The 26062-nt window shown below is 59.1% G+C and carries 26 protein-coding genes; 18 read left to right on the top strand and 8 right to left on the bottom strand.

Translation table 11 applies throughout. From position 1 onward, the window contains the following. The first annotated feature begins 44 nt into the window (after nt 1-44). Nucleotides 45-2363, top strand: a complete 2319-nt coding sequence (mrcB, locus tag AB5Y82_RS09905; RefSeq protein WP_111900193.1) for a penicillin-binding protein 1B — start codon at nt 45-47, stop codon at nt 2361-2363. A 58-nt stretch (nt 2364-2421) separates the two neighbouring features. Next, nucleotides 2422-2823, top strand: a complete 402-nt coding sequence (locus tag AB5Y82_RS09900) for a VOC family protein (RefSeq protein ID WP_005362902.1) — start codon at nt 2422-2424, stop codon at nt 2821-2823. Nucleotides 2824-2900: 77 nt separating this feature from the next. Here the strand turns inward: AB5Y82_RS09900 and AB5Y82_RS09895 are convergent, their stop codons facing one another. Together AB5Y82_RS09895 and AB5Y82_RS09890 are read right to left on the bottom strand one after the other, a co-directional pair. Further along, complete coding sequence (locus AB5Y82_RS09895) at nt 2901-3221, bottom strand: SMR family transporter (RefSeq protein WP_005335659.1); 321 nt, start codon at nt 3219-3221, stop codon at nt 2901-2903. Next, a complete protein-coding gene (locus AB5Y82_RS09890) occupies nt 3218-3604 on the bottom strand; it encodes a multidrug efflux SMR transporter (protein WP_005335660.1) in 387 nt (128 codons plus the stop codon). Before AB5Y82_RS09890 ends, AB5Y82_RS09895 begins: the two co-directional genes overlap by 4 nt. A 158-nt stretch (nt 3605-3762) precedes the next feature. Here AB5Y82_RS09890 and AB5Y82_RS09885 point away from each other — a divergent pair, with 158 nt between their 5' ends. From AB5Y82_RS09885 to ppa, 3 genes are all read left to right on the top strand, one after another. Then, nucleotides 3763-4644 (top strand): LysR family transcriptional regulator, encoded by an 882-nt coding sequence (locus AB5Y82_RS09885; protein WP_021229560.1) that lies wholly within the window; start codon nt 3763-3765, stop codon nt 4642-4644. Nucleotides 4645-4753: 109 nt separating this feature from the next. Then, the gene (locus AB5Y82_RS09880; RefSeq protein WP_101529634.1) at nt 4754-6334 is read left to right on the top strand and encodes a DUF3369 domain-containing protein; all 1581 of its coding nucleotides are present in this window, start codon (nt 4754-4756) and stop codon (nt 6332-6334) included. A gap of 216 nt (nt 6335-6550) precedes the next feature. Continuing rightward, nucleotides 6551-7081, top strand: a complete 531-nt coding sequence (ppa, locus tag AB5Y82_RS09875; protein WP_005335667.1) for an inorganic diphosphatase — start codon at nt 6551-6553, stop codon at nt 7079-7081. 28 nt (nt 7082-7109) lie between these two features. On the opposite strand, the gene AB5Y82_RS09870 is transcribed toward ppa, so the two are convergent. Further along, entirely contained in the window at nt 7110-7457 is a 348-nt protein-coding gene (locus AB5Y82_RS09870) for a hypothetical protein (RefSeq protein ID WP_076492509.1), read from the bottom strand. 139 nt (nt 7458-7596) lie between these two features. Between AB5Y82_RS09870 and AB5Y82_RS09865 the strand changes: the two genes are divergently transcribed. From AB5Y82_RS09865 to AB5Y82_RS09815, 11 genes are all read left to right on the top strand, one after another. Next, the gene (locus AB5Y82_RS09865) at nt 7597-8487 is read left to right on the top strand and encodes a hypothetical protein (RefSeq protein WP_043821720.1); all 891 of its coding nucleotides are present in this window, start codon (nt 7597-7599) and stop codon (nt 8485-8487) included. 220 nt (nt 8488-8707) lie between these two features. Further along, on the top strand, nt 8708-9250 hold the full coding sequence (locus tag AB5Y82_RS09860; protein ID WP_111900194.1) for a YtfJ family protein: 543 nt from the start codon (nt 8708-8710) through the stop codon (nt 9248-9250). Nucleotides 9251-9294: 44 nt separating this feature from the next. Next, nucleotides 9295-9594 (top strand): DUF2607 family protein, encoded by a 300-nt coding sequence (locus AB5Y82_RS09855; protein ID WP_111900195.1) that lies wholly within the window; start codon nt 9295-9297, stop codon nt 9592-9594. A gap of 31 nt (nt 9595-9625) precedes the next feature. Further along, nucleotides 9626-10216 carry a DUF2796 domain-containing protein gene (locus AB5Y82_RS09850; RefSeq protein ID WP_368173920.1) on the top strand — a complete coding sequence of 197 codons (591 nt, stop codon included), beginning with the start codon at nt 9626-9628 and terminating at the stop codon, nt 10214-10216. Nucleotides 10217-10220: 4 nt separating this feature from the next. Continuing rightward, on the top strand, nt 10221-10910 hold the full coding sequence (locus AB5Y82_RS09845) for an ABC transporter ATP-binding protein (protein WP_005362918.1): 690 nt from the start codon (nt 10221-10223) through the stop codon (nt 10908-10910). Then, the gene (locus AB5Y82_RS09840; protein ID WP_111900197.1) at nt 10904-12151 is read left to right on the top strand and encodes an ABC transporter permease; all 1248 of its coding nucleotides are present in this window, start codon (nt 10904-10906) and stop codon (nt 12149-12151) included. Before AB5Y82_RS09845 ends, AB5Y82_RS09840 begins: the two co-directional genes overlap by 7 nt. A gap of 31 nt (nt 12152-12182) precedes the next feature. After that, nucleotides 12183-12656 carry a DUF3299 domain-containing protein gene (locus tag AB5Y82_RS09835; protein WP_043821723.1) on the top strand — a complete coding sequence of 158 codons (474 nt, stop codon included), beginning with the start codon at nt 12183-12185 and terminating at the stop codon, nt 12654-12656. Nucleotides 12657-12760: 104 nt separating this feature from the next. After that, entirely contained in the window at nt 12761-13621 is an 861-nt protein-coding gene (locus tag AB5Y82_RS09830; protein ID WP_005335692.1) for a TIGR03899 family protein, read from the top strand. A 276-nt stretch (nt 13622-13897) separates the two neighbouring features. Then, nucleotides 13898-15535, top strand: a complete 1638-nt coding sequence (locus AB5Y82_RS09825; RefSeq protein WP_368173919.1) for a PAS domain-containing methyl-accepting chemotaxis protein — start codon at nt 13898-13900, stop codon at nt 15533-15535. Between the two features lie 1001 nt (nt 15536-16536). Further along, nucleotides 16537-17226 carry a hypothetical protein gene (locus AB5Y82_RS09820; protein WP_100645128.1) on the top strand — a complete coding sequence of 230 codons (690 nt, stop codon included), beginning with the start codon at nt 16537-16539 and terminating at the stop codon, nt 17224-17226. An 86-nt stretch (nt 17227-17312) separates the two neighbouring features. Next, nucleotides 17313-17948: a hypothetical protein gene (locus AB5Y82_RS09815; protein ID WP_270656538.1), complete on the top strand. Its 636-nt coding sequence runs from the start codon at nt 17313-17315 to the stop codon at nt 17946-17948. A gap of 144 nt (nt 17949-18092) precedes the next feature. On the opposite strand, the gene cysC is transcribed toward AB5Y82_RS09815, so the two are convergent. The 5 genes from cysC to cysG all read right to left on the bottom strand — a co-directional run bounded on the left by cysC (nt 18093) and on the right by cysG (nt 24432). After that, nucleotides 18093-18683, bottom strand: a complete 591-nt coding sequence (cysC, locus tag AB5Y82_RS09810; RefSeq protein WP_270656539.1) for an adenylyl-sulfate kinase — start codon at nt 18681-18683, stop codon at nt 18093-18095. 138 nt (nt 18684-18821) lie between these two features. After that, nucleotides 18822-20546, bottom strand: a complete 1725-nt coding sequence (locus AB5Y82_RS09805) for an SLC13 family permease (RefSeq protein WP_167565434.1) — start codon at nt 20544-20546, stop codon at nt 18822-18824. Between the two features lie 4 nt (nt 20547-20550). Next, on the bottom strand, nt 20551-21978 hold the full coding sequence (cysN, locus tag AB5Y82_RS09800) for a sulfate adenylyltransferase subunit CysN (RefSeq protein ID WP_368173918.1): 1428 nt from the start codon (nt 21976-21978) through the stop codon (nt 20551-20553). A gap of 12 nt (nt 21979-21990) precedes the next feature. Then, a complete protein-coding gene (gene cysD, locus AB5Y82_RS09795) occupies nt 21991-22923 on the bottom strand; it encodes a sulfate adenylyltransferase subunit CysD (RefSeq protein WP_323137704.1) in 933 nt (310 codons plus the stop codon). A gap of 72 nt (nt 22924-22995) precedes the next feature. Continuing rightward, complete coding sequence (gene cysG, locus AB5Y82_RS09790; RefSeq protein ID WP_368173917.1) at nt 22996-24432, bottom strand: siroheme synthase CysG; 1437 nt, start codon at nt 24430-24432, stop codon at nt 22996-22998. Nucleotides 24433-24629: 197 nt separating this feature from the next. Between cysG and AB5Y82_RS09785 the strand changes: the two genes are divergently transcribed. Both AB5Y82_RS09785 and AB5Y82_RS09780 read left to right on the top strand, forming a co-directional pair. Continuing rightward, entirely contained in the window at nt 24630-25553 is a 924-nt protein-coding gene (locus AB5Y82_RS09785) for an SPFH domain-containing protein (protein ID WP_111900204.1), read from the top strand. Next, nucleotides 25550-26005, top strand: coding sequence for an NfeD family protein (locus tag AB5Y82_RS09780; protein ID WP_005354718.1), 456 nt, complete (start codon nt 25550-25552; stop codon nt 26003-26005). The genes AB5Y82_RS09785 and AB5Y82_RS09780 overlap by 4 nt, the downstream gene beginning before the upstream one ends. Nucleotides 26006-26062: the final 57 nt, after the last annotated feature.

Here is a 26062-nt window from a genome sequence, read left to right as displayed (position 1 = left end):
CGCGAATGCGACATAACAAGTAGAAAGGAAAGCAAAGAGGATTTATGGCAACCCAACGACGCAAGCGCGCCCCCAAGAAAGCGCCACCCAAGCGTACCATCTGGCGCAAGCTGTTCTGGCTTGGCTTCAAGCTCTCCCTGGTGGTGGCGGCCTTTATGGTGGTGTTTGGCATCTACCTCGATACCAAGGTGCGCGAGCGCTTCGATGGCGAGAAGTGGCAGCTGCCGGTGATGGTCTACAGCCGCCCGCTGGAGCTCTACCCCAGCCAGCGCCTGTCGCGGGACCAGATGCTGCGCGAGCTCAACATGCTGAGCTACAAGCAGGTGCGCCAGCCTCACACGCCGGGTGAATACACCATCAACGGCAACCGCATCGAGCTGATTCGCCGCCCGTTCGAGTTCTATGATGGCGCCGATGGGGCCCGTGGCCTTCGCCTCACCTTCAACGGCCCGCGCCTTGAGGGGATCCAGTCGCTGGAGAACCAGCGCCAGCTCGGTTACGCCCAGATGGACCCGGTGCTGCTCGATCGCCTCAATACCGAAGATCGGGAAGATCGCCTGCTGGTGCGCATCGCCGAGGTGCCCGACAGCCTGCTGGTGACCCTGCTCACCACCGAAGATCGCGACTTCTACCAGCATGGCGGCGTCTCGCCGGTGGCCATCATGCGCGCCATGTTTGCCAACCTGATCGCGGGTCGTACCGTGCAGGGGGGCAGTACCCTGACCCAGCAGCTGGCCAAAAACTTCTTCCTGACCCGTGAGCGCAGCCTGTGGCGAAAACTGCAGGAAGCCTATATGGCGGTGCTGATCGACTATCGCTACAGCAAGGACGAGATCCTGGAGTCCTACCTCAACGAGGTCTATCTGGGGCAGAACTTCTCGCAAGGGGTCTACGGTTTTGGCCTCGCCTCCTACTTCTACTTCGGCATTCCGGTCAACGAGCTGGATATCGATCAGGTCGCCCTGCTGGTCGGTCTGGTGAAAGGCCCCTCCTATTACGACCCATGGCGCTTCCCGGAGCGGGCCAAGACCCGCCGTGATCTGGTGCTGAAGCTGCTGATGGATCACGGCAGCCTGACCCAGGCCGAGTATGAACTGGCCAGCCGCCAACCCCTCGGCATCATCGCCCGTGGCCAGATGAGTTATGGCCGCACCCCGGCCTTTATGGGACTGCTCAAGCGAGAGATCCAGAGCCGCTTCGGTGCCGATCTGCTCAAGCAGTCCGGCCTCAAGATCTTCACCAGCCTCGACCCCATCGCCCAGCATGCGGCCGAGCGGGCGGTCGAATCGGGCCTCGCCGATATCGAGAAACTGCGCGGCAAGAAGAAGCTGGAGGCGGCCATGGTGGTCTCCGACTGGCATAAGGGCGAAGTCGTCGCGCTGGTGGGTGGCCGCGATCCCCGCTACGCAGGGTTCAACCGGGCGCTGGATGCCCGCCGCCAGATCGGCTCGCTGGTGAAACCGGCGGTCTACCTCACCGGTCTCTCCAACGGCCTGACGCTCGCGACCCCACTCAAAGATCAGCCGATCCGTATTCGCGGTCAGGATGGCCAGGTCTGGACACCGCAAAACTACGATCGCAAGTTCCGCCAGAGCGTGCCGCTGATGGATGCGCTGGCCAGCTCACTCAACGTGCCGACCGTCAATCTGGGTCTGCAAGTGGGGCTGGAAAAAGTGGTCGATACCCTGCACAAGCTGGGAGTCCAGCAGGAGATCCAGCCCTATCCGTCGCTGGTGCTGGGGGCGGTTGCCCTCTCCCCGCTGGAGGTGAACCAGATGTATCTGCCCATCGCCAATCAGGGACTGACCCAGCCGCTGTCGGCCATTCGCGCCGTAGTCAACGGTGATGGTAGCCTGCTCTATCAGCATGATCAGACCGCCAAGCGGGTCACCGACCAGCAAGCAAGCTGGCTGACCCTGTTCGCCATGACCAAGACGGTGAGTCAGGGCACAGCCCGCGCGCTCAGTGCCAAGTTCCCCGGCGCCACCATGGCGGCCAAGACAGGCACCACCAACGAGCTGCGCGACTCCTGGTTTGCCGGGATGGACAACAACGAGCTGGTCAGTATCTGGGTCGGTCGCGACGACAACACCCCGGCGGGCTTGACCGGTGCCAGTGGTGCTCTGCAGCTCTTTAGCGGCTACATGAGCCAGCGCGGCGTCAACAGTCTGGGATTGAAGATGCCGGAAGGGGTCACCTGGGCCAACTTCTCCCGCGCCAGCGGCACCCGCGTCACCAGCGACTGCCCGGGCAGCCTGCAGGTGCCGGCCAAAGCCTCCACCATGGGCTCCCCGGCCGGTTGCGCCAGCAATGCGACACCACGCAGTGCGCTGGATGACTGGTTCGGCGGTTTCTTCAACTAGATCAACAACACGGGCAGCGCAGGCTGCCCGTTCACTATGCTGCTGACAAGGAAACACCATGACCTTTCCGCTGTTTGACGCCATCCACCATGTGGCCATCATCGCCAGCGATTACCCACGCTCGCGCCACTTCTACCACGAGGTGCTGGGGCTGCCCATCATCGCCGAGACCCTGCGCGAAGCGCGCCAGTCGTGGAAACTGGATCTGGCCCTGCCGGACGGCAGCCAGCTGGAGCTGTTCAGCTTCCCCTCGCCTCCCGAGCGCCCCTCCCGCCCCGAGGCGTGCGGCCTGCGCCATCTCGCCTTTCGGGTCAGCGACCTTGACCGGGTCATCGCCCACCTGCTGGCCCATCGGGTCGAGGTAGAGCCGGTGCGGGTGGACGAGCTGACCGGCAAGCGCTTTACCTTCTTCGCCGACCCCGACGGCCTACCGCTGGAGCTCTACGAAGCGCCGCGCTGAGCCTGCATCGACCAAGCAATCAGCCAAACAAAAGCCGCCCGGCGAAACCGGGCGGCTTTTGTTATTGCTTCAGATTATCAGGCTGTCGTCAGCATAACGACAGCCAGCGCCATCACCATCATGCCAGCCCAGCCGATGGGCTTGAGCCGCTCACCGAAGAAGAGCAAACCGCCCAGCGCCGTACCGACGATGCCGATAGCCCCCCAGGTGGCGTAGGCAACAGCCAGGTCAATCTGGCCACCACTTACCGCTTCCGAGAGCAGGGTAAAGGCGCCGAGTACCAGCATGATCCCCAGGAATCCCCACCCCTTGTAACGAAAACCCTTGGAGCGGTTGATGGCCATGTTGGCGCCGATATCGATCAGTGCGGCACCCAATACAATCACAAACGGACTCATGCTGTGGCCTCCGCTTCTACTGACTTGTCTGCGGGCTCATCATGGGTCTCCCCCATGGTCACCATAACAATCCCCACTATCGCGAGAGCCAGGCCAATCAGCTCCTGAACGGTCACATCGTAACCAAGGAACATGACCGACACTATGGTGATCAAGGTGATCCCGAGCCCCTCCCAAAGCGCAAAGGCAATACCAATGGAGATTGTTTTGGCGGCTTTCGCCAGCAACCAGTACGAGAAACCGATCAACAGCCACATCGGGATGTAATTCATCCAGCCTGCCCCCTGCTCGGGGATCATGGCCATGCTGGAGGTACCGGCGACCTCGGTCACGATGGCGCCGGTCAGAAACAGCCGGGCCAGAAACATACGACTTAATAACATATAAGATGCCTTTGTTGCTTCGACGGGAGAGATGGTAAACGGGGAGAAGCAACTCGCGACAATCGCTCAGCGTCGATTATTCCGACGCCACAGGTTTGCCTTGCCTTGGTTCGACACGCTAAGGTGATGGTGAAAAACTCCGCCATGGCCTGTAAAACATGAAGCTATATCAGATAGAACTCTTTGTAGAGTCAGCCAATAGCGGCTCTATTGCCAACACCGCCCGTCGCCTCGGCAAAAGTCGCAGCGCCGTCAGCACCTCCATCGCGGCGCTGGAAGTTGAGCTTGGCGTCGAACTTTTTGAACGAGGCGCCAATCAGAGTCGCCTGACCGAGATCGGCGAGCTGGTGCTGGATGATTGCACCCGCCTGCTGCAGGCAGCCAACAGCCTGCAGCAGAAGTGCAAACATTACGCCTCGGGGGCCGAAGTGGCGCTGCGGGTCGCCCGCGATGACGCAATTCCCGAACCGGTGTGGCGCGAGATGCTGGCCAGCCTGCACAATCAGTTTCCCGGCACCAGTATCTCGCTAGTGCTCGCCTCTCCGCCCGAACTGCCGGCGCTGGTGGAAGAGGGATTCGTCGATGCCGCTTTTGGCCTTATCACAGAAGATCAGGAGCGCAGCGGCCTCAATATCGACGTGCTCAACCCGATCCGCACCCTGATGGTGGTGGCCCCCAGCCATCCGCTGGCCGGACTGAAGCGGGTCAAACAGCAGGACCTGACCGATCACACCCAGGTCACCCTCTCGTATGTAGATGAATTTTCTGTAAAAAGCCTGCTACCTGTGGGAGGCCAGCATATCGGCCTCTCCAGCTTCGAGTTGATGCGCAATGCGGTGCTGGACGGACTGGGCTGGGCAGTGCTCCCCTCGCCACTGATCCAGAGCCAGCTGCGACAAGGCTCCCTGCTGACCCTGAAACACAAGTTCAGCCTGCAGTGGCGGGATTACGGGGTCTATCTGGCGGAAAACGCCTATCACGGCAAGGTGTTGGCCTGGTTGAAGAAGTCGATCCAGGGGTATCTGGAACCTTTCGAGTAGCGATAAAGAGGCGGAGCCAGCTCACGATATCTACTTATCCTGATGATCCGAGAGGATGTGATCGTGCATACTGTTCACATACTCATTGAGCGCCGGAGGCGTAACCGATATGAGCAGTGCCCAAGACAAGGACGATATCTTGCTGGACGACGACATTATCGAACTCGATGATGAGGAGGTCGTGGTCCCCAAGGCACTCAACCCATGGCAAGTGCTGATCGTGGATGATGAGCCGGATATCCATCATGCCACCCGCCTGGCCCTCTCCAACATTCACTACAAATCCCGTCCGCTGGAGCTGCTCAATGCCTACAGCGGCGCCGAAGCTGGCCGCATGCTGGAGGCCAATCCCAGGATTGCGCTGATCCTGCTCGATGTGGTGATGGAGACCGAAGACGCAGGTCTGCGGCTGGTGCACCGGATCCGCAACGAAATGCACAACTCGCTGGTGCGGATCGTGCTGCGTACCGGCCAGCCCGGCCAAGCCCCCGAGCAGCGGGTGATCCTCGATTACGACATCAATGACTACAAGACCAAGACCGAGCTGACGGTACAAAAGCTCTACACCACTGTCATCGCATCCCTGCGTTCATACGAAACCCTCAGTGCCATCGACAAGAGCCGTCAGGGGCTCGGCAAAATTCTGGAAGGAGCGGGCGATCTCTACCATCTTCATTCACTCAAGGAGTTTGCCTCCGGCGTGCTGAAACAGATCAGCGCCATTCTCGATGTGGGCACCGAAGGGGCTATCTGCGCCGAGCGCCGTCCCGGCGAACAGGGGCTGGAGATCCTCGCCGCCACCGGCGACTACGAGACTCTGCTGGATGATGGCAAGATCACCGACTTTCCCACCCTCAATGACTCGGTCATGAAGGCACTGGCGGCGCGCTGCAACCGCTTTGAACACCCGCAGGACTCCCTCTATATCGCCGCCCAGAATGGTCGCGAGTTCGTGTTGAGTTTTACCCCGACCCAGCCCCTCGATCCCCTCGAGTGCGATCTGCTGGATGTCTTCTGTCAGCGCATCTCGGCGGCCTACGACAATCTCTATCTCTACAATCAGCTGCTGCGCGCCCAGGAGGCCACCGTGGTGGCGCTGGCGGCGCTGGCAGAGTTTCGCGACTCCGATACTGGCGAGCATGTCTTGCGGGTGCAGAAACTCTCGGATGCCATCGTGGCCGAATTGAAGCAGATGGCAGCCTATCCCGAGCAGCTGACCCCGGAGTTTGTCGAGATGATCGGCATGGCCTCCATCCTGCACGATGTGGGCAAGGTGGGCACCCCGGATCATATCCTGCACAAGCCCGGCCGTTTCGACCCGGAAGAGCGGGCCATCATGGAGCAGCACGCCGGCATCGGCGCCAATATCCTGCACAAGGCGGGCGAAATGGTGGAGGGAACCAGCTACCTCTCTCTCGGCGCCGAAATCGCCCGAGGCCACCACGAGCACTTCGATGGCAAGGGCTATCCGCAGCAGCTGGCTGGTCAGCAGATCCCACTGTCGGCGCGGATTGTGGCGGTAGTCGATGTATTCGATGCCCTGCTCAGCAAGCGCCCCTACAAGGAGCCCTGGACGCTGGCGCAGACCATGGAGTATATCCAGTCCCGCTCCGGCACCCAGTTTGACCCTCATGTCGTAACAGCCCTGTCACGACTGGTCAATGAGTCGAGACTACCCTACTCGCTCTGACCCTCTTTGCTCGCAACTCCACATGCCCTGCCGGTGACCAAGGTCAGCGGCAGGGCATCAAAACAGCCATTTTGTTGCATCCTGCACACATCAACGCGCCGCAAACAGGAAACATCCCCCTTCTTTGTTAGCGATAGCCGCTGAAATATGGTCATTTAACATCACATCGCTATAATATCGGCCTGCAAACCTGATACTAACAACGAAGGAATTATCATGAGCCTGAACCTGGTACCGGCTGGCAAGAGCCTGCCCGACGATATCTATGTCATCATCGAAATCCCGCAGAATGCCGACCCGATCAAATACGAAGTCGACAAGGACAGCGGTGCTATTTTCGTCGATCGCTTCATGTCTACCCCGATGTTCTATCCGTGCAACTACGGCTACGTGAACGCGACCCTCTCTCTGGATGGTGACCCCGTCGACGTACTGGTTCCGACCCCCTACCCGCTGCTGGCCGGTTCCGTCATTCGCTGCCGCCCGGTTGGCGTGCTGAAGATGACCGACGAATCTGGCGAAGATGCCAAGATCGTTGCTGTACCGCACTCCAAGCTGACCAAGCAGTACGACCACATCCAGGATGTGAACGATCTGCCGGAACTGCTGAAAGCCCAGATCCAGCACTTCTTCGAGCGCTACAAAGAGCTGGAAGCGGGCAAATGGGTCAAGGTGGAAGGTTGGGGCGACAAGGCCGCTGCCGAAGCCGAGATCAAAACCTCTGCCGAGCGTTACGCTGCCAAGTAAGCATCACTCGGTTTGTAAAAAAGGCGCCTTATGGCGCCTTTTTTGTCGGTGTTTGCGGCAGCTGACCGGCCGCATCTCCGGCAGGATTGCCCTGAATGTATATTTCACGGCCATCTTTCTGGTAAGGCCGATAGTAATCACCGCCACAGCGATAGCCGCCGCCCGGCTGGCTCATCAGCTCGCAGTTGACCGGCAACACCTCCAGCCACTTGATGGCCTGCTGGTAGCGCAGCCACTCCTGCCATTCGTGCTCGCGTGCCAGCTGATCACGCAGGGCAAAGGTATCCGCAATGGACATCCCCTTGTTGACGATCACCTGACCCGCCATGGCTGGCAGGCTGAGCAGCCCAAACAGCACTATGATCCAAGGCTTCATAACCCCTCCAGAGTGACTTAATTTCACAATTAAATTAAAAGTCACATCAATCTGTTATCCAGATCACAAAACGAAACATCACCAAAGTGGTGCTGGCTCACCTAGTTGTTAATTATCGTCCACGGCAGGAAGCACCACCATGAAGCTGACCCCCGCGCTGTTGCTCAGCCTCACTCTCTGCACCACTCTTGGTGCTACAAGCAACGCCAGCGAAATCAACATGAGCTGGCAGTGGCAATCCACCGATGGCCAGCGCAAGCACTTCCAGCTGACCACCGACGATCAGGTGATGGCCGCCAGTCGCCACGAGATGAGCCTGCTGAAGGCTTCCCTCACCAATCCGCTGGAGACGCTTTACGCCTACATCAGCCCGCGGCTCTACAACAGCATCAACCTGATCAATCAGAGCAGCCCCGAGACCGCTACCAAATTTCGCAATCTGGAGCAGGCCTTCACCCTGCGGGACGACAGCATGGAGTCGATGCTGTTCTGGCAAGCCTACCAGCAGTATCAGGAGGATGCCTTCTACCAGATGAGGGTGATCCCCTGCGTCCATCCTGCCAATCGCAAACTGCCTTGCGTGCGACCCGATTACTCCCAGCTCTTCTACCACTTCAAAGGGCACCTCAAGCCGCTGGCTCAGCAATTTGCGGCCAAAGATCTCGCCACCAGCGTCAGCCTGCTGCAGGAGTGGCTGAACGCCATCCCCACCCAGCCGGAGCAGCTGGATCACTTCGCGCCGCCGCTACAGGCACTGCAGGATAACAAGGCCGACAGCGACGAGAAGGCGCTGCTGATGGCCAGTCTGCTTGCGGAGCTGGCGCCGCAATATGTGCTCAGCATCATCTATCCGGATATCAGCATCGGCAGCGTCTCCCCTGCCTGGCTAGCCATTACGGCAGACAGCGGCGTACCCGGTGATGTGGTGGTGATCAACAATCAGCGCCATGTGCTGCTGACCGGCTCGTCCCTGCTGGCCCAGCAGATGACCATGGCCAAGATCCCTCTCATCAGCGAGTCGCTCTACTGACGCAGACAGCTCAGACCAGCAGCCAATTCATTGATTTTTATTGATGTCATGCCATCCTAGCCGCCCTTGCCAGCCAACCACCTGACTGGCGGGGCGCCGACGCTTCTGAATTGCGATCTTATTTAACACTTTTTAAACAGATCCGATCAGTTTAGGATGAAGCTCGCCCATTCCCTCAATCCGAAACTCGTTATAACATAACAAATGGAGTGTCATCAGGATGAAACATCTCGTACTTACTTTGGCGCTGCTGCCATCTCTGGTCTTTGCTCACAACTTCAAGGATGGCAACCCGGTGCCGCTGGTCAATGTCAGCGACAAGGGTGAGCTGGTACTGGACGGCAAGGATATCGGTTACCAGCCGTGGCAGAGCACCTCGCTCACCGGCAAGGTGTTCCTGATCCAGCATATTGCCGGTCGCTCCAGTGCCAAGGAGCTGAACGCCCCGATGATCGAGGCGATCAAGGCCGCCAAACTGCCGCAAGACAAGTACCAGACCGTTACCGTCATCAACAGCAATGACGCCATCTGGGGCACCTCCGGCTTCGTGAAGAGCAGTGCCGAGGACAGCAAGAAAGAGTTCCCCTGGTCCGCCATGGTGCTGGATGCCAAGGGCATGGCGCGCAACGCCTGGGATCTGACGCCGGAAAGCTCGGCGATCATCCTGCTGGATAAAGAGGGCAAGGTGCTGTTTGCCAAAGATGGCCAGCTCGATGCCAACAACATTGCTACCGTGATGGGGCTCATCAAGTCCCATCTCTAAGTCAGAGAGAAAGGGCGCTGATGGCGCCCTTTCCATAAGGGTCTATGGGTCGTATCAAGCTGAAAATCTGGATCTTGCTGCTGGGCTGGTTATGGCTGCAGCCTGCCCTTGCCCGGCACCAGTTTGAATCTGCCCTGCCCGGCCACGACGACCATCACTGCCTGGTTTGCGCCCTCCATCTGGATGGCAAACAGGTCATCACCGCTACCCCCTATTGTTTCCCCGGTTCGACCTCTGTTCTGCCCGTCGTTGCAACCATGCAACGATCGGCGGATACCGCCACGCTTCACAGCTATGCCATCCGTGCGCCGCCCGCCTCTGCTTTTCTCTATCCCTTTGCTTAATTTCGCTATTTGTTTTGAAAAAGGATTAAAGATGAAAGCAGTTACTCTGTTGCTGGCGGTAGCCACCTTTGGCGCACACTCAAATCACGACGAACACGAGAGCCACAGCCACGGCGCCCACGAGCATGGCCACGGCCACCTCAATCTGGTGGTCGATGGCGACCAATTGATGATCGAGCTGCAGGCACCCGCAGCCGATCTGGTGGGCTTCGAGCACACCGCCAAGAGCGATGAAGAGAAGGCGCAGTATGCCAAGGCGGTCGCCCGCCTCCAGCAGCCTGACGCCCTGTTTCGCTTCGACCCGGCCGCTGGCTGCAAACTGACCCAGCAGGAGCTGCAAGCCGCCAAAGAAGAGCATGATCATGATCACGACCACGACCATGACCATGACAAGGCTGCCAGCGACAAACATGCAGACCACCATGATCATGACGAAGCGGGTCACGCCGATATGGGCGCCATGTACACCTACACTTGCGCCACGCCGGCCAAACTGACCGGCCTTGAGGCGACCCTGTTCAGCGTCTATCCGAGCCTTGAGAAGCTGAGCGTGCAGGGGATCCTGCCCACTGGCCAGACCGCTGGCGAGCTGACCCCGTCCGCCAACAAGCTGAGCTGGTAACGCCATGAAAAAAGCCGTGGTTGAGATCCGCGATCTGGCCTTTGCCTGGCCAGGTGGCGACGCTGTACTCGATCTGCCCGCCCTCACCATCCGAGAGGGTGAGCGGGTCTTTATCAAGGGCCCATCGGGCTCTGGCAAGTCGACCCTGCTCGGGTTGCTGGCCGGGATCCAGACCGCCAACCACGGCACCCTGGAGGTGCTGGGCCAACCATTGGCCCGGCTCTCTGGCCGTGCCCGTGACCACTTCAGGGCGGCCAATCTGGGTTACATCTTCCAGCAGTTCAATCTGCTGCCCTTTCTCTCGGTGCAGGACAACGTGACCGCTGCCCTCACCTTTTCGCCCGCCAAACGGGCCCGCCTGCAAGGGAGCCCGGAGCAGGAGGCGCGCCGTCTGCTGGCGGAGCTGCAACTGCCGGACGAGGCGCTGCACCGCCCCGTCCATGCCCTCAGCATCGGCCAGCAGCAGCGGGTTGCTGCCGCACGGGCGCTGATCGGCTCGCCGCCACTGGTGATCGCCGACGAGCCCACCTCGGCCCTCGACACCGACAATCGGGCCGCCTTTATCAAGCTGTTGTTCGAGGAGTGCGACAAGCAGGGCTCGACCCTGATCTTCGTCAGTCACGACCCTTATCTCGAACCCCTGTTCCCGCGAGTCGAAAACCTGCAACAGCTCAACCGGAGGGCATCATGCTAAAGCTCGCCCTGCAAAGTCTCTGGGCCCGCCGCCTTACCGCCGGGCTCACCCTGCTGGCCGTCGCCATCAGCGTCACCCTGCTGCTCGGGGTGGAGCGGGTGCGCACCCAGGCCCGTGAAAGCTTCTCCAACACCGTCTCGGGAACCGATCTCATCGTCGGCGCCCGCTCCGGTCAGGTGAATCTGCTGCTCTACTCGGTGTTTCGCATCGGCAACCCCACCAACAACGTGGGGTGGGACTCCTATCAGGCCATCAAGCAGAAACCGGGCGTTGCCTGGACCATCCCGCTTTCCCTTGGTGACTCCCACAAAGGATTTCGGGTGCTCGGCACCAATGACGACTACTTCACCCACCTGAAGTACGGTCAGCAGCAGTCGCTGCAACTGCGCGAGGGGCGGCCATTCGACACGCCGTTTGAAGCGGTACTCGGCGCCCAGGTGGCCGAGAAGCTCGGCTATCATCTCGACCAATCCATCGTCATCGCCCACGGCGCTGGCAACACCTCGTTCAGCCAGCACGACAATCTGCCATTCAAGGTGGTGGGCATTCTGGCGCCGACCGGTACGCCCATTGATCGCACCATCCATGTGCCGCTGGCGGGGATAGAGGCGATCCATCTGGGCTGGGATACCGGCCGCCACAGCAAGAACGTGACGCCGGAGCAGGCGCTGGCGCAGGATCTCACCCCGAAAACCATCACCGCCTTTATGGTGGGCTTGAGCAACCGGATCCTGGCGTTCCAGCTGCAACGCAGCGTCAACACCTATCCCAAAGAGCCGCTGATGGCGATCCTGCCTGGGGCCGCCCTGCAGGAGCTGTGGAGCCTGATGAGCGTGGCGGAAACGGCCCTCTCGGTCATCGCCGGTTTCGTGGTGGTGGCGGGCCTGATCGGCATGCTGACTACCCTGCTGGCAGGGCTTAACGAGCGGCGCCGGGAGCTCGCCATATTGCGATCCCTCGGCGCAGGCCCTGCCCATCTGTTCCTGCTGCTGGCGCTGGAAGCGATGGCGCTGACCACGGTCGGTATCGCTCTCGGGGTCGCCGTGCTCTATCTGGGGCAGGGGCTTGCCTCGCCCTGGCTGCTCAGCCACTATGGCCTGCAACTGAGTCTGGGGCTGCCGAGCACCTACGAGTGGCAACTACTGGGGGTCGTCTGGCTGGCAGGCATGGTGATTGGCCTGCTCCCTGCCGCCCGCGCTTACCGCTACAGCCTGAGCGATGGCATGAGCATTCGCGTCTAGCGAGACGCTAAAAATAGAAACAGAAGGACAGATGATGAAGTGGAAAATTGTGGCTCTGCTCGCCAGCCTGCTGGTGCTGCCCGCCCTGGCCGCCGATTACAAGACCATCGACTGGGATGTGCTCATCCCGGAAGGGGAGAAACTGCTGCCACCGCCCCAGGTCAATCACGAAGATCCCATGTCGGTACCGCAACCGGTGGGCGGGGTAAACAAGAAGCTGGACAACCAGGATCTGCGCATTCCGGGCTTCGTGGTGCCACTGGAGGGGGATGCCAAGAAGATCACCGCCTTCCTGCTGGTGCCCTACTTCGGCGCCTGCATCCATGTGCCGCCGCCCCCCACCAATCAGGTGATCTATGTGAGCTACCCCAAGGGGGCGCCGGTGGATGATCTGTGGGATGCCATCTGGGTGAAGGGCAAGATGCGCACGGTCAGCTCCAGCCACGAGATGGCCACCGCCTCCTATTCGATGGAAGCGGTCGAGGTGAGCGTCTACGAGGAGTAATCCTCCCGTTGCAAAAAAAGCGGCCTCCACGGAGGCCGCTTTGTTATCTTGGCATCCCGGTTGGAGTAACATTCAGCTCCAGAACCTGTGCGAATGGAGTCAGCATGGCAGACCTCCCCCCCCCGAAGAAAGAGAGTTCGATCCTGAGCAGCCAGGAGCAGACCCTGCGTCTGGCCCGCAGTCGCGGCATCGACGGCATGCTCACCCGCAACACCGACAGCACCTTCGAACAGCGCGCCACCTTTCGCCATCTGGCGGATCAGGCCGCCCGCCAGCGCAATCTGGAAGCCATCATGGTGATGGCCTCCCGCCACTGCGAAGAGACCGCGGCTGGCGGCGAGATGGACAGCGACTGGCTGACCCGCTTCCTGCAACTGGCGGAAGATATCAGCATGGTGCCGATGCAGCAGCTGTGGGGGCGGATCTTCGCGCTGGAAGTCGCCACGCCGGGCCGCTTCTCCATTCGGGCGCTCGCCACCCTCAAAGAGATGACCCAGCGCGAGGCCCAGCTGTTCCAACGTATCTGCTCACTGACTTGCCACTATACCGGCAGCGACGAGCAGCGACTGCTGCTGGGGCTGCACAAGGGGGCCAGCCTGCTGAGTCGTGCCAAGGCAACGCGCCTTGGCCTTGGCAAATACCGACTGCCCTACAACGCCCTGCTGCAACTGTTTGAGCTCGGGCTGCTGCATCGCGCGGAGCTGGAGTCCGGCCCGCTGCCCGCCGATGGGGTCGAGCTGGAGTTCGGCAACCAGCGCTGGCGACTGCAGTGCAAGCAGAACAACATCACCCTGCTCTACTACCGCCTCACCCCGGTGGGCAACGAGCTCGCCCAGCTGCTGCAAGAGTCGCCGCTGGAGGAGTACCTGCAGGATCTGAAAACCGTGCTGGTGCAGGGGATCCAGATTGAAGTGATGCAGCTCGTCAGCGCCCCCTCCTCACCCGCTCCCGACCCTCTCCCCTGATCTCTGGCGGGGCAGCTGATGCCCCGTCGGTTCATGGCTCCTTCGCATCAAGCTGCTGGCTCCAAGCTTATGGGCTTGTCCAGAATAGGTTGCAAATTGCAGATGCCGCAGAGGCACACCCCGTCAGATCCGTTGCATATTGCAAACAACCACGCGCTTTTCCTCTCCAAACCTCGCTAATAACACATCAATCATTAGTTTTTGCCAGCTGGCCCGCCCCTTGCACATGTCTTGATGCAGATCAAAATTTAACCACCACAGCTCGGGAGCAAGGCCATGAGAATCAATCAACCGGTTACCCAAAGAGAACGTCTCTATCCAGACCACCAGAGCCTGATCTCCACCACGGATCTGGAGAGCCGCATCACCTACGCCAACGATGAGTTCTGCGATATTGCAGGCTTCTCGCTCGACGAGCTGAAGGGGGAGCACCACAATCTGGTGCGTCATCCTGACATGCCGAAACAGGCCTTTGCCGATCTGTGGGGTCACATCAGGGATGGCAAGAGCTGGATGGGGCCGGTGAAAAATCGCTGCAAGAATGGCGATCACTACTGGGTCAGCGCCTTTGTCACCCCCATCAAGGATGCCAGCGGCCGGGTGGTGGAGTATCAGTCGGTGCGCACCGCCCCGAGCGAGGAGATCAAACAGCGGGCCGAGAAGGTCTATGCCGACCTTCGCAACAACAAGCTGCCGCTGGCGCTCAAGTTGCCCACCTTCTCCCATACCCTGGCCATCAACCTCTGTCTGCTGCTGAGCCTGCTCGCCATGTTTGCCCTGGGCTACAGCCACGATATGAACTGGCAACTGGCGCTGGCCGCCCTGCCGCTGGCGATAGCGGCCATCACCCTGAATGCCCTCTCCCGTCGCCTCGGCAAGCTCAACAAGATGGCCCGCAGCCGCTTTGACAACCCGCTGATGCAGTTGCTCTACACCAACAAGGTGGACAACATCGCCGCCATCGAGCTCTCGATGGTGATGAATCAGGCCGAGTTCAACGCCGTGCTGGCCCGTACCCAGCAGACTTGCAGCAAGATCCTGCAAGCCGCCGAGGGGGATCTGCGCAACGCCGAATCCATCACCGACAACCTGCAACAGCAGCAGGCCGAAACCAATCAGGTAGCCACTGCCGTGACCGAAATGTCGGAATCCATTCGCGAGGTGTCACAAAGCTCGACTGACTCCTCCAGCCTGCTGGATGAAACAGCCGTGCTGTTCAAGAGCGGCAACAGTAGCGTGGCCGAAACCGTGGCTGCCGTGGCGGGCATGAACAGCGAACTTATCACCTCCAAGAGCGTGATCAGTGCGCTGGTCGGCCACTGCCGCGATATCGACGGCATCCTCGATGTGATCAACAACATCGCCAACCAGACCAACCTGCTGGCCCTCAACGCCGCCATCGAAGCGGCCCGGGCTGGCGAAGCGGGTCGCGGTTTCTCGGTAGTGGCTGACGAAATCCGCACCCTCGCCATCAAGACCCAATCCTCGACCAGCGAGATCCAGAAGATGATCACCGAGCTGCAAAACAGCTCTGGCGAGGCTGAGCAAGCGATGGAGAAGGGCTGCCAACTTGCCGACAGTTGCCAGCAGAAGGCCACCGCGACCGGCACCATACTCCAGCAAATCAACAACATGTTGCAGCAGGTCGCCTCCGGCAGCAGCCAGATTGCCCAGGCGGTGCAGGAGCAGTCCCACGTCACCGCCGAGATCAACCGCAACGTGCTCAGCATCAAGACCCTGGCCGATGACTCCAGCGTGGGCAGCCAGCACGCCGTGCACGGCATCACCCAGCTGGTCAACCAGTTGAGCGATCTCGACCGGCTGGTACGCCAGTTCCAGAAGGGCGCTCCGGCAAGCCAAAGCCGCTACGAAGTGACCGCCACCCGCGCCGTGCCGGTACGCCAAGCCAGATAACCACGACCCAAGCAATCACCGCAGAACAACCCTATGGGCCTTTGGGCCCATGTGGTTTTTTAATGTCTGTCGACAAGCTGGCGACACTCCCGCTTTCACCGTCCGATTTTCCCCAGCTCTGATGGCCGCCACTGTTGAGCGGTTATATCGTCGTCCGTTATTTATTAATTTATTGATCTTGCTCAGAAAACCGCCCGCTTGCGCTTTTCACCCAAGCCCCGTTCGGTAACATAGCCACTTGGCAACCTCTTGTCGGAGTCAGCCATGAGCCAAGCCAGTGCCAAAACACAGGTAAAAGGCAGCAAACTGGAGGCTGAAATTCAGGGGCGGTAGCGTGGTTTTTTGCTGGTTGGCGCAGAGCGTAGCCAAGCCCAGCAAATGAGCATGATCACCTCAACCAGAGCAGGATAAACATCGATTGGGTCGCTCGGTAACACAAATTTGTAGATACGTTTCGCGATAAACGTTGGGCTTCACTGCGTTCAGCACCAACCTACGATTTTTAGCCCAACATACGAGATGTCCGATTTCCCTCTGCGCTGATGGGCCCAAGCGGTTGAGCGACCACATTTAAACCCATTAATGATTAATTTGTTGATCTTGCTCAGGAAACGGCCCGCTTGCGCTTTTCACCCCAGCCCCGTTCGGTAACATAGCCGCTTGGCAACCTCTCGCAGGAGTCAGCCATGAACCAAGCCAGTACCAAAACGCAGGTAACAAACAGCAGACTGGAGGCTGAAATTCAGGGGCGGTAGCGTGGTTTTTGTCGGTTGGTGCAGAGCGCACCGAAGCCCAACAGACGAGATGCTTTTTCATACAGTAGTAACAGTGGCATAAAAAGAGGAAGTCAAGCGAATATGCCCAGCACGAGAAAGAAGCGGATAACATCATGATTTAATGATTATATTTACTTGGCGACAGTGAAAATGTTACGGAGTTATATGAAATGCTCTGCTAACGGATTAGTGCCGCCTTCCATCTAATCACTGTTAGATTTTTCTATGCACATACCATCTAGCCACGTATTTGAAGCTCTTTCAGAGAAAGGCGTTGACCAATTGCACCATGCGAACAGTGTTGCGACCGCATGCCAGTTCTTAAGGTCACGTGCGCTCCTATCCAGAGGCACGGTAGAGCGTCTTGGTATAACCCAAACGCCTCAGGAATCAGATGACATCGATCGCCGATACAGTATTTGGTTTGATGTATTTATCGACTCCGTTGATATTCATCATCGTGCGCGCCGTGCAAACGTATACGGCCCAGTGCTTTTCGTTTTCGATATTGGTCTAATAGATAGAACCGGCACCGGCCGACTATGGGTAACAAAACTAAATCCTACCAAATGGGCTGGTAAATCAGAAAAACAGCGCTGGTTCCAAGACAAGGACGATCTAGAAGAAAATTTTGTACTGGGACAATTCGATCAAATGGTTCTAGCCCGCCATAGTGGCGGAGAGCTTCCATTCAAGGGGCACTTGAGAAAAATAATACTTGATGACCCACGCCATGAAGACGACGAGGGAATAGATACATACAGTATGGCTGTAGGTGCTCTTCGGCTTGCAATGCAAGATGCGGGGCTTAATATTCCGATTGAGCGACGAGCTTGCAGGCAAGGTTGCATGTGCAGGCGATACTGGACGGAAGATGATGATCGAACCCTTAAGATGTTTAGCCCAAAAATCTAACCAGTGGTTCAAATCGTTCACTACGCTCACTGGGTCGAGCTAAAGCCCGCCCCTTAACCAAACGTTATGTTTATTCAGAGGTAAGAATGAGGTTCTTAAATAAAAATAATATTATGTGGGTTTGCTTATTGGTACTAGTTTATTTGCTAAGCCATGGAATTGTTAACAGCGATATTTTTATTGATTATTATAAAGGAAGTCTTATCCCAGAGTTTACGGGGATGTTTTTAGAGTTGCTGATAATATTGGCCATATTTAATAAATGGCAAGAGAGAATTGATAACCAAAACAAAATAGATAAAGAGCGTGTCTTGCGGAAATATATAATATTTACAATCAATAAATTAAGGGCTTTTGACTCCATTCCAACTTCTTTCAGTTTTTATGGAGAAAATCATAATGAAAATCATGCTACTTTAAATAGCCTGAGAGATGAAGTTAGAGCTTTGTCTGGAAATGATGTGTATGAAAAGGTTGGTAATGATTTCAAAAAACATTGCAAAATTGATGTTGATGCTATCACGGCTCTATTGCCCGTGGCGGCGGATTTATCTAAAGAGCATTTTAAATCTTGGTCTAGATTAGTCTTTTTTGTGAAAAAGCTATCATTTGATGATGTGAATGAAGAAGATGTAAAAGAGTATATTATTAATTTAATAGAGTACATTCGGGATTTTGATGATGCATCATTTAAAAATAAAATCTATGACGGCGCAAAATAAACATAACAAACGCCTCAAGAGGGACTGTCAACGCGTGGCGTTTCCAGCCCGTAGGTTCAAATAGCGTAGCGTATTCGGACAATCGCGAATAACCGCGCCGAAATAACAATCCAGCTCCCTTTATCAAATGGCGCAACTCAACAACTACAAATAATTCCCCTGCCGCAGGGCGGTCAGCAACTCCTCCACCAGCGTATCCACCGGTTTACCGGCATTAAGCAGATGGATTTCCGGCTGCTCCGGTGCCTCATAGGCGGAGTCGATACCGGTAAAATTGCGAATTTCCCCTGCCCTAGCCTTCTTGTAAAGTCCTTTGGGATCGCGCTCTTCACAGATGGCGAGCGGTGCATCGACAAAGACTTCGACAAACTCCCCTTCACCCAAGAGACTGCGCACCAGCGCCCGCTCGGCACGGAACGGCGAGATAAAGGCGGTAAGCACGATAAGGCCCGCATCCACCATCAGTTTCGCCACCTCGCCGACCCGGCGGATATTCTCCTGCCGCGCAGCATCGTCGAAGCCGAGATCCCCGCACAGGCCGTGGCGCACATTGTCCCCATCCAGCAGATAGGTGTGCTTGCCTTGTGCCGCCAGCGCCTGCTCCAGCGCCCCCGCCAGGGTCGATTTGCCCGCCCCCGACAGCCCGGTAAACCAGATCACCAGCGGCTTTTGCCCTTTAAGCTCGGCCCGGCTCTGTTTGTCGACGGCATGCTTGTGCCACACGATATTGCTCATCCAACACTCCTTGATTGGCGTTCACGCCTCAAAACTTAAACTGTCCGGCACCACGGGGAGCCGCCTCGGACTATCAGCCGACAACGTGCTGATGCCATGGCATTACTCATCCAACACCCCTTGATTGGTATTTACGCCTTAAAACGGAAACAGCAGGGGCACCATCACAATCACCCCGAGGCTATAGGCCAGCGAGACCGGCAGAGCCAGCTTGAGGTAGTCCGGCATCTTGTAGTTGCCCGCGGCATAGACCATCAGGTTGGTCTGGTAGCCGTAGGGCAGGATAAAGCTGGAGCTCGCCCCGAACAGCACCGCCAGAATAAACGGCATGGTCGAGACATCCATGCTGAGCGCCAGCTGGTAACCCATGGGGAAGGCCAGCGCGGCGGCGGCGTTGTTGCTCATCAGCTCGGTCAGCACCAACGTAAACACATAGATACCGATAAAGGCGATGATGGGGCTGGCACCGTTGAACTCCCCCATCAGCCAGTCGGCGATAAGCTTGGCCAGTCCGCTCTTTTCCAGCTGATCGGCGATGGCCAGCGCCCCGCCCACCACCAGCCAGATATCCAGCGGGAAGCGGCGGCGGATCTCGTCCAGGGTCAGAATGCGGGTGAGCAGCAGCGCCACCAGCATCAACAGCAACCCCTTGAACAGCGGCACCAGATCAAACACAGAGAGCGCCAGCACCCCGAGAAAACCCAGCACCACGGCAGCGCTGCGCTTGCCATCGAGGCGGGTAGAAGCTTCCAGCCCGCTCACCACCACAAACTCCCGCCCCAGCGATTTGTTGCGGGCAAACTGGGGGCCGGGGGCCAGCAGCAGGGTATCACCGGCGTGCAGTTCAATCTGGCCGAGACCGCCGGTGAGCTGGGTTTCGCCGCGGCGCACCGCCAGCACCACCGCATCGAAGTGGGTGCGAAATTCGGCATCCTTGATGGTCTGACCCACCAGCCGCGAGCTGTGGCTGACGATCACCTCCACCAGATGCTGGCCGTTGAGGCGGTGCTGGCCGTAGAGATCCAGCCCCTTCATCTCCTGCAATACGCCGACGCTCTCAACATCGCCGCAAAAGAGCAGCACGTCCCCTTCGTGCAGTTCGTGTTCCGGCTGCACCGGGCAGATCACCTGCTCGCCGCGAATGATCTCCGCCAGATAGAGGCTTTTCAGGCTGCGCAGGCCGTTCTCCTTGACGCTGCGCCCCGCCAGCGGTGAACCGGCGCCCACCTTGGCCTCGAGAAAGTAGCCGGATTCGCGGCTCATCTCGGTATCCTGCTCCGGCAGGTGGCGGGCAAACAGCAGCACGGCCACCAGACCGGTCAGCAGGGTGCCCGCTCCCACCATAAAGAAGTCGAACATGCCGAGCGGCGGCACCCCCATCTTGATGAGGAAGCTGTTGACGATCAGGTTGGTTGAGGTGCCGATCAGGGTCAGCACCCCGCCAAAGGTGGCCGCGAAGCACATGGGCAGCAGCAGCCGCGATGGCGCATGGTTGGGGTTGCGTTTGACCGCTCCCAGCATGGAGGCCACCACGGCGGTGTTGTTGACGAAAGCCGACAGGAAGGCGGTGGAGAACCACACCTTCACCAGCACCTTGTTGAATGAACCCGTGCCCACCAGATTGGCGAACCAGCTCATGATGCGGGTCTTTTCCACCGCCAGCGACACCAGCAGCAACAGCACCAGCGTCAGCAGGGCACTGTTGGTGTAGCCCGCCACCACGGCATTGATATCCGCCAGCCCGCTCAGGTAGGTGATGAGCACGGCGCCCGAAAAGAGCAGCGCCGGGCGGAGTTTGCCCTGGATCAGCAGGGCCACGAGAGCAGCCAGCAGACCCAGCACCAGGAATTGTTGCCAGGTCATGGGCTTACTCCTTGCTTGTGTCGTTACCGATGGCCAGCGCTTGCCAGTGCGGGAAGTGCTTGCGCACCAGCGCGTTGAGCTCGATTTCGAACTCGCTGTAGTGCCCTTTTACCGCTTTGGCGGCCAAGCCTTCCACTATCATGCCGGCGCCGACGGTGACGTTGGTCAGCCGGTCGATCAGGATAAAGCTGCCGGTATCGCGGATCTCCTGATACGGGTCGAACGCCACCGGGTCGGTGAGGCTCAGCTCGCACAGGCCGATCTCGTTGAGCTTGAGTTCGCTGGCGGGCAGCTCGTCGAGCTTGTTGATCTCGACGCGGTGGCGGATAGCCTCCACCTGACCGCGACTCTTCTTGGTGGCCAGTTTGACGTCGTAGACCCGACCCGGTTGCAGGGACTCCTCCCCCATCCAGACGATATGGGCCAGCACATTCTGGGTCACTTGCGGCTGCTTGGCCGCATCCACCAGCAGGTCGCCTCGGCTGATGTCGATCTCGTCGGCGAAGGTGACCGTGATGGCCTGACCCGGCAGGGCGTACTCCAGATCGCCGTCGAAGGTGACGATGCGGGTCACGGTGCTCTCCTTGCCCGACGGCAGCACCGCCAGCTTGTCGCCCACCCGCAGAATGCCAGAGGCCAGCGTGCCCGCAAACCCGCGAAAATCGAGGTTTGGGCGGTTCACATACTGCACCGGCAGGCGCACCGGATGGCGCTCCAGCTCGCGCTCAACCTCGGCAGACTCCAGCAGAGCCAGCAGGGTTTCGCCTTCGTACCAGGCCAGCTTGTCGCTCTGGTTGACCACATTGTCGCCGTCCAGCGCCGAGACCGGCACGATATGGATGGTGTCGACGCTGAGCTTCTTGGCGAACTCACGGTAATCGGCGCTGATGCGCTCGAACACCTCCTGACTGAACTCCACCAGATCCATCTTGTTGACCGCCACCACGAACTGCTTGATGCCGAGCAGGCTCGCGATAAAGCTGTGGCGGCGGGTCTGATCCAGCACCCCTTTGCGGGCGTCGATCAATATGATGGCGAGATCGCAGGTGGAGGCGCCGGTGGCCATGTTGCGGGTGTACTGCTCGTGGCCCGGGGTATCCGAGATGATAAATTTGCGCTTGGCGGTGGAGAAATAGCGGTAGGCCACGTCGATGGTGATGCCCTGCTCGCGCTCTGCTTGCAGGCCATCCACCAGCAGCGCCAGGTCCAGCTTCTCGCCGGTGGTGCCGAGCTTCTGGCTGTCGGACTCCAGCGCTTTGAGCTGATCTTCATAAATCTGCTGGGAGTCGTGCAGCAGGCGACCGATAAGGGTGCTCTTGCCGTCATCCACGCTGCCGCAGGTGAGAAAACGCAGCAGACTCTTGTGCTGCTGGGCGTGCAGGTAGGCTTCGATGCCCTGTTCGGTGATGGCGGTCTGAATATGGCTGTTCATGCTGACGACTCCTTAGAAATAACCCTGACGCTTCTTCTGCTCCATGGAGCCGGCCTGATCGTGGTCAATCAGCCGCCCTTGCCGCTCGCTCGAGGTGGTGAGCAGCATCTCTTCAATAATTTCCGGCAAGGTGGTGGCATCGGATTCGATGGCACCGGTCAACGGGTAGCAGCCGAGGGTACGGAAACGCACCAGCTCCTGCTTCACTTCGTCTTCCGGGCCGATGGGCATACGATCGTCATCCACCATGATCTTGATGCCGTTGCGCTCCACCACCGGACGGTAAGCGGCGAAGTAGAGCGGCACTATGTCGATCTTTTCCAGATAGATGTATTGCCAGATATCCAGCTCGGTCCAGTTGGAGAGCGGGAACACCCGGATGCTCTCCCCCTTGTTGACCTGGCTGTTGTAGACCCGCCACAGCTCCGGACGCTGGTTCTTAGGATCCCAGCGGTGAGACTTGTCACGGAAGGAGTAGACACGCTCCTTGGCGCGGGACTTCTCCTCGTCGCGACGGGCGCCACCGAAAGCAGCGTCGAAGCCGTATTTGTTGAGCGCCTGCTTGAGCCCCTCGGTCTTCATGATGTCGGTGTGCTTGCCGCTGCCGTGCACGAAGGGGTTGATGCCCATGGCGAGCCCTTCCGGGTTCTTGTGGACGATGAGATCCAACCCGTACTTTTTGGCGGTCTCGTCGCGGAACTTGATCATCTCCTTGAACTTCCAGTCGGTGTCGACGTGGAGCAAGGGGAACGGGATCTTGCCCGGATAGAAGGCCTTGCGGGCCAGATGCAGCATGACGGAGGAGTCCTTGCCGATGGAGTACATCATCACCGGGTTTTCAAATTCGGCAGCCACCTCGCGGATGATATGGATGCTCTCGGCTTCCAGCTGCTGCAAGTGGGTCAATCTTTCACGGTCCATGTTGGTCCTCGGGTCATTGCTTATGCGCCTGCTCGGGGCGCTGGGTGGTTCAGTGCGCGGCCGCACCGGCAGCCGCATCAAATATCTCTTTCCGGGTCAGGCCAGCTGCACCAGCTTGAGGTCGCAGCCATCGAGATCCGGGTTAGCGCGCTGCTGCTCGCCGCCCTGCTCTCCAAACCAGGCCAGCCGATCGCGCAGGGCGACCACTTCGCCGATGACGATAAGCGACGGGCTCACCGCCTGTTTGGCCAGCTCGGCCAGATCAGCCAAGGTGCCGGTCAACACCCGCTGGCGGGATGTGGTGCCGCGCTCGATGATGGCGATGGGGGTGGCTTGGCTTCGGCCATGATCCACCAGCTGCTGCTGGATATGCTCGGAGCGCATCAGCCCCATGTAGATGACCAATGTCTGACTGGTGGCGGCGAGCTGCTGCCAGTCGGGCTCCTTGCCATCGTTCTGGCAGTGGCCGGTAATAAAGACGGCGCTCTGGGCGTAATCACGGTGAGTCAGCGGAATGCCGGCATAGGCGGTGGCACCGGCGGCGGCCGTGATGCCGGGCACCACCGAGAAGGGGATTCCTTCGTCGGCCAGCACTTCCAGCTCCTCGCCGCCCCGGCCAAACATGAAGGGATCGCCCCCTTTCAGCCGCACCACCCGATTGCCCGCCTTGGCGTATTCCACCAGCAGGCGATTGGTCTCCTCCTGCGGCACGCTGTGGGCGCCCGCCTTCTTGCCGACCGACACCAAAGTGGCGTCGCGGCGAACCAGATCGAGGATCTCGGCAGAGACCAGCTGGTCGTAGAGCACCACTTCGGCCTGTTGAATCTGTTGCAGCGCCTTTAGGGTCAACAGGCCCGGATCGCCGGGGCCCGCGCCGACCAGCACCACTTCTCCTACTTCGCTTTTAGCTTGGTCGAGGCCATCGCTCAGCCACTGCTCGGCCCCTTGCCAATCCTCTTTTTCAATCAGGCTGGCGAGGGTGTTGGAGGCAAAGGCGCGCTCCCAGAAGCGGCGGCGATCGGAAATGGAAGAGAGCACCCGCTTGGCCTTGTCACGGACCCGGCCGGAGAGCTCGGTCAGCCCGCCAAGATGGCGTGGCAGCAGGCTCTCCAGCCGCTCGCGCAGCAGGCGCACCAGCACCGGCGCCTTGCCGCCGCTGGAAACCGCCACCATCAGCGGCGAGCGATCGATGATCGAGGGGAAGATAAAGCTGGAGCGCTTGGGGTCATCCACCACGTTGACGAACAGACCCAGCTGGTTGGCACTCTGATAAACCAGTGCGTTGACTTCGAGGTTGTCGGTCGCCGCCACCACCAAAATCTGGCCTGCCAGATGGGCCGGGGTGAAGCGCTCCGCCAGATGGGTGAAACGACCGGTGAACTCAGCAAATTCCGGTTCAAGATCCGGGGAGACCAGGGTCAGCCGGGCACCGGCCGCCAGCAGCAGGCGCGCCTTGCGCAGGGCAACCTCGCCCCCGCCTACCAGCAGTACCGGGCGGCCTTCCAACTTGGCAAACATAGGTAAATAATCCATTTCGGCCCATCCCTCGGAACACGACTAATATGGGGCGACTATAGGCAGGGCAGCTTATCCCTCAAAATAATAAAAAATGCTTTTTAATGCGTTTTGGTAATTAGCAAAACCGATTCATGACAAAGGCGTACAAAGTCACTTGTGGTACATGACGCCAGACCATAGGCTAGGGACTGTGTTTCATAAGGAGCTAAATGATGAATGAATCATTGATTGTGCTAGGGATTTTCGTGTTCCTGGTGCTCGCCACCCTGAGCGCGGGCATCAAGATCGTGCCCCAGGGCTACAACTGGACGGTAGAGCGCTTCGGCCGCTACACCCGCACCCTGACACCGGGCCTCAACCTGCTGCTCCCCTATGTGGATCGGGTCGGCCACAAGATCATCATGATGGAGCAGGTGCTGGATATCCCGGCACAAGAGGTGATCTCCCGCGATAACGCCAACGTCACCATCGACGCCATCAGCTTTGTGCAGGTGGTGGATGCCCGCAAAGCGGGCTACGAGGTCAACGATCTCACCAGCGCCATCCGCAATCTCACCATGACCAATATGCGCACTGTGCTCGGCGCCATGGAGCTGGACGAGATGCTCTCCCAGCGCGACACCATCAACGAGAAACTGCTGCGCACCATGGATGCCGCTACCGCCCCCTGGGGCATCAAGGTGACCCGCATCGAGATTAAAGATGTGCGCCCGCCGCTGGCACTGGTCGAGGCGATGAACGCCCAGATGAAGGCCGAGCGCCAGAAACGGGCCGAGGTACTGGAAGCCGAAGGCGTGCGCCAGTCCAAAATCCTGAAAGCGGAAGGGGAGAAGCAGTCCCAGATCCTCAAAGCCGAAGGTGAGCGTCAGGCCGCCTTCCTCGCCGCCGAAGCGCGGGAGCGGGCAGCCGAGGCGGAAGCCAAGGCGACCCACATGGTTTCCCAAGCAATTGCGGAAGGAGACCTGCAGGCCATCAACTACTTCGTGGCTCAGAAATATACCGAGGCACTGGCCCGCATCGGTGAAGGCCCCAACAGCAAGATCATCATGATGCCGCTGGAAGCAGGCAGCCTGATTGGCTCGGTGGCTGGTATGGCCGAGCTGTTCAACAAAGATGGCAAGGGCAGCAAGTCATGACAGCCCTGTTAGAGGGGCTGACCCACTGGCACTGGCTGGGGCTCGGCTTCATTCTGCTGGCCATCGAGGTACTGGGGTCGGTGGGCTTCCTGCTCTGGACCGGCATCGCCGCGCTGGAAGTGGGGCTACTGCTGCTGATCTGGCCCTTTGGCTGGCAGGCGCAGTTGCTGCTGTTTGCGGTGCAATCCCTGCTCACCACCTGGGCCTGGTGGCGCTGGCAACACCAGCGTGACAACTCGGGTCAGGATGCCGCCAGCACCATCAACGAGCGGATGCAGAGCTATATGGGCCGCGAGCTGACCCTGCTGGATGATGTCGCCCAAGGCACCAGTCGGGTACATCTGGACGACACGGTCTGGACGGTGCGCTGCGACGAGTCGCTGCCTGCGGGCAGCAAGGTCAGGGTAGTGGGGGCCGACTCCCACATCCTGCTGGTTGAACCCCGCAACTGACGCAACTCTGCCATCGAGTCATAAAAAAGCCCGCGATCGCTCGCGGGCTTTTGTCTC

The organism is Aeromonas sp. s13 (genome assembly GCF_040907905.1).
Taxonomy (GTDB): domain Bacteria; phylum Pseudomonadota; class Gammaproteobacteria; order Enterobacterales; family Aeromonadaceae; genus Aeromonas; species Aeromonas veronii.
Note: the sequence above shows the minus strand (reverse complement) of the source record. Positions and strands in the feature narration are given on the sequence as shown.

Bases quoted from the DNA above. Each gene is read 5' to 3' on its own strand.
- mrcB (WP_111900193.1), top strand. From the start codon at position 45: ATGGCAACCCAACGACGCAAGCGCGCCCCCAAGAAAGCGCCACCCAAG.
- AB5Y82_RS09900 (WP_005362902.1), top strand. From the start codon at position 2,422: ATGACCTTTCCGCTGTTTGACGCCATCCACCATGTGGCCATCATCGCC.
- AB5Y82_RS09895 (WP_005335659.1), bottom strand. From the start codon at position 3,221: ATGAGTCCGTTTGTGATTGTATTGGGTGCCGCACTGATCGATATCGGC.
- AB5Y82_RS09890 (WP_005335660.1), bottom strand. From the start codon at position 3,604: ATGTTATTAAGTCGTATGTTTCTGGCCCGGCTGTTTCTGACCGGCGCC.
- AB5Y82_RS09885 (WP_021229560.1), top strand. From the start codon at position 3,763: ATGAAGCTATATCAGATAGAACTCTTTGTAGAGTCAGCCAATAGCGGC.
- AB5Y82_RS09880 (WP_101529634.1), top strand. From the start codon at position 4,754: ATGAGCAGTGCCCAAGACAAGGACGATATCTTGCTGGACGACGACATT.
- ppa (WP_005335667.1), top strand. From the start codon at position 6,551: ATGAGCCTGAACCTGGTACCGGCTGGCAAGAGCCTGCCCGACGATATC.
- AB5Y82_RS09870 (WP_076492509.1), bottom strand. From the start codon at position 7,457: ATGAAGCCTTGGATCATAGTGCTGTTTGGGCTGCTCAGCCTGCCAGCC.
- AB5Y82_RS09865 (WP_043821720.1), top strand. From the start codon at position 7,597: ATGAAGCTGACCCCCGCGCTGTTGCTCAGCCTCACTCTCTGCACCACT.
- AB5Y82_RS09860 (WP_111900194.1), top strand. From the start codon at position 8,708: ATGAAACATCTCGTACTTACTTTGGCGCTGCTGCCATCTCTGGTCTTT.
- AB5Y82_RS09855 (WP_111900195.1), top strand. From the start codon at position 9,295: ATGGGTCGTATCAAGCTGAAAATCTGGATCTTGCTGCTGGGCTGGTTA.
- AB5Y82_RS09850 (WP_368173920.1), top strand. From the start codon at position 9,626: ATGAAAGCAGTTACTCTGTTGCTGGCGGTAGCCACCTTTGGCGCACAC.
- AB5Y82_RS09845 (WP_005362918.1), top strand. From the start codon at position 10,221: ATGAAAAAAGCCGTGGTTGAGATCCGCGATCTGGCCTTTGCCTGGCCA.
- AB5Y82_RS09840 (WP_111900197.1), top strand. From the start codon at position 10,904: ATGCTAAAGCTCGCCCTGCAAAGTCTCTGGGCCCGCCGCCTTACCGCC.
- AB5Y82_RS09835 (WP_043821723.1), top strand. From the start codon at position 12,183: ATGATGAAGTGGAAAATTGTGGCTCTGCTCGCCAGCCTGCTGGTGCTG.
- AB5Y82_RS09830 (WP_005335692.1), top strand. From the start codon at position 12,761: ATGGCAGACCTCCCCCCCCCGAAGAAAGAGAGTTCGATCCTGAGCAGC.
- AB5Y82_RS09825 (WP_368173919.1), top strand. From the start codon at position 13,898: ATGAGAATCAATCAACCGGTTACCCAAAGAGAACGTCTCTATCCAGAC.
- AB5Y82_RS09820 (WP_100645128.1), top strand. From the start codon at position 16,537: ATGCACATACCATCTAGCCACGTATTTGAAGCTCTTTCAGAGAAAGGC.
- AB5Y82_RS09815 (WP_270656538.1), top strand. From the start codon at position 17,313: ATGAGGTTCTTAAATAAAAATAATATTATGTGGGTTTGCTTATTGGTA.
- cysC (WP_270656539.1), bottom strand. From the start codon at position 18,683: ATGAGCAATATCGTGTGGCACAAGCATGCCGTCGACAAACAGAGCCGG.
- AB5Y82_RS09805 (WP_167565434.1), bottom strand. From the start codon at position 20,546: ATGACCTGGCAACAATTCCTGGTGCTGGGTCTGCTGGCTGCTCTCGTG.
- cysN (WP_368173918.1), bottom strand. From the start codon at position 21,978: ATGAACAGCCATATTCAGACCGCCATCACCGAACAGGGCATCGAAGCC.
- cysG (WP_368173917.1), bottom strand. From the start codon at position 24,432: ATGGATTATTTACCTATGTTTGCCAAGTTGGAAGGCCGCCCGGTACTG.
- AB5Y82_RS09785 (WP_111900204.1), top strand. From the start codon at position 24,630: ATGAATGAATCATTGATTGTGCTAGGGATTTTCGTGTTCCTGGTGCTC.
- AB5Y82_RS09780 (WP_005354718.1), top strand. From the start codon at position 25,550: ATGACAGCCCTGTTAGAGGGGCTGACCCACTGGCACTGGCTGGGGCTC.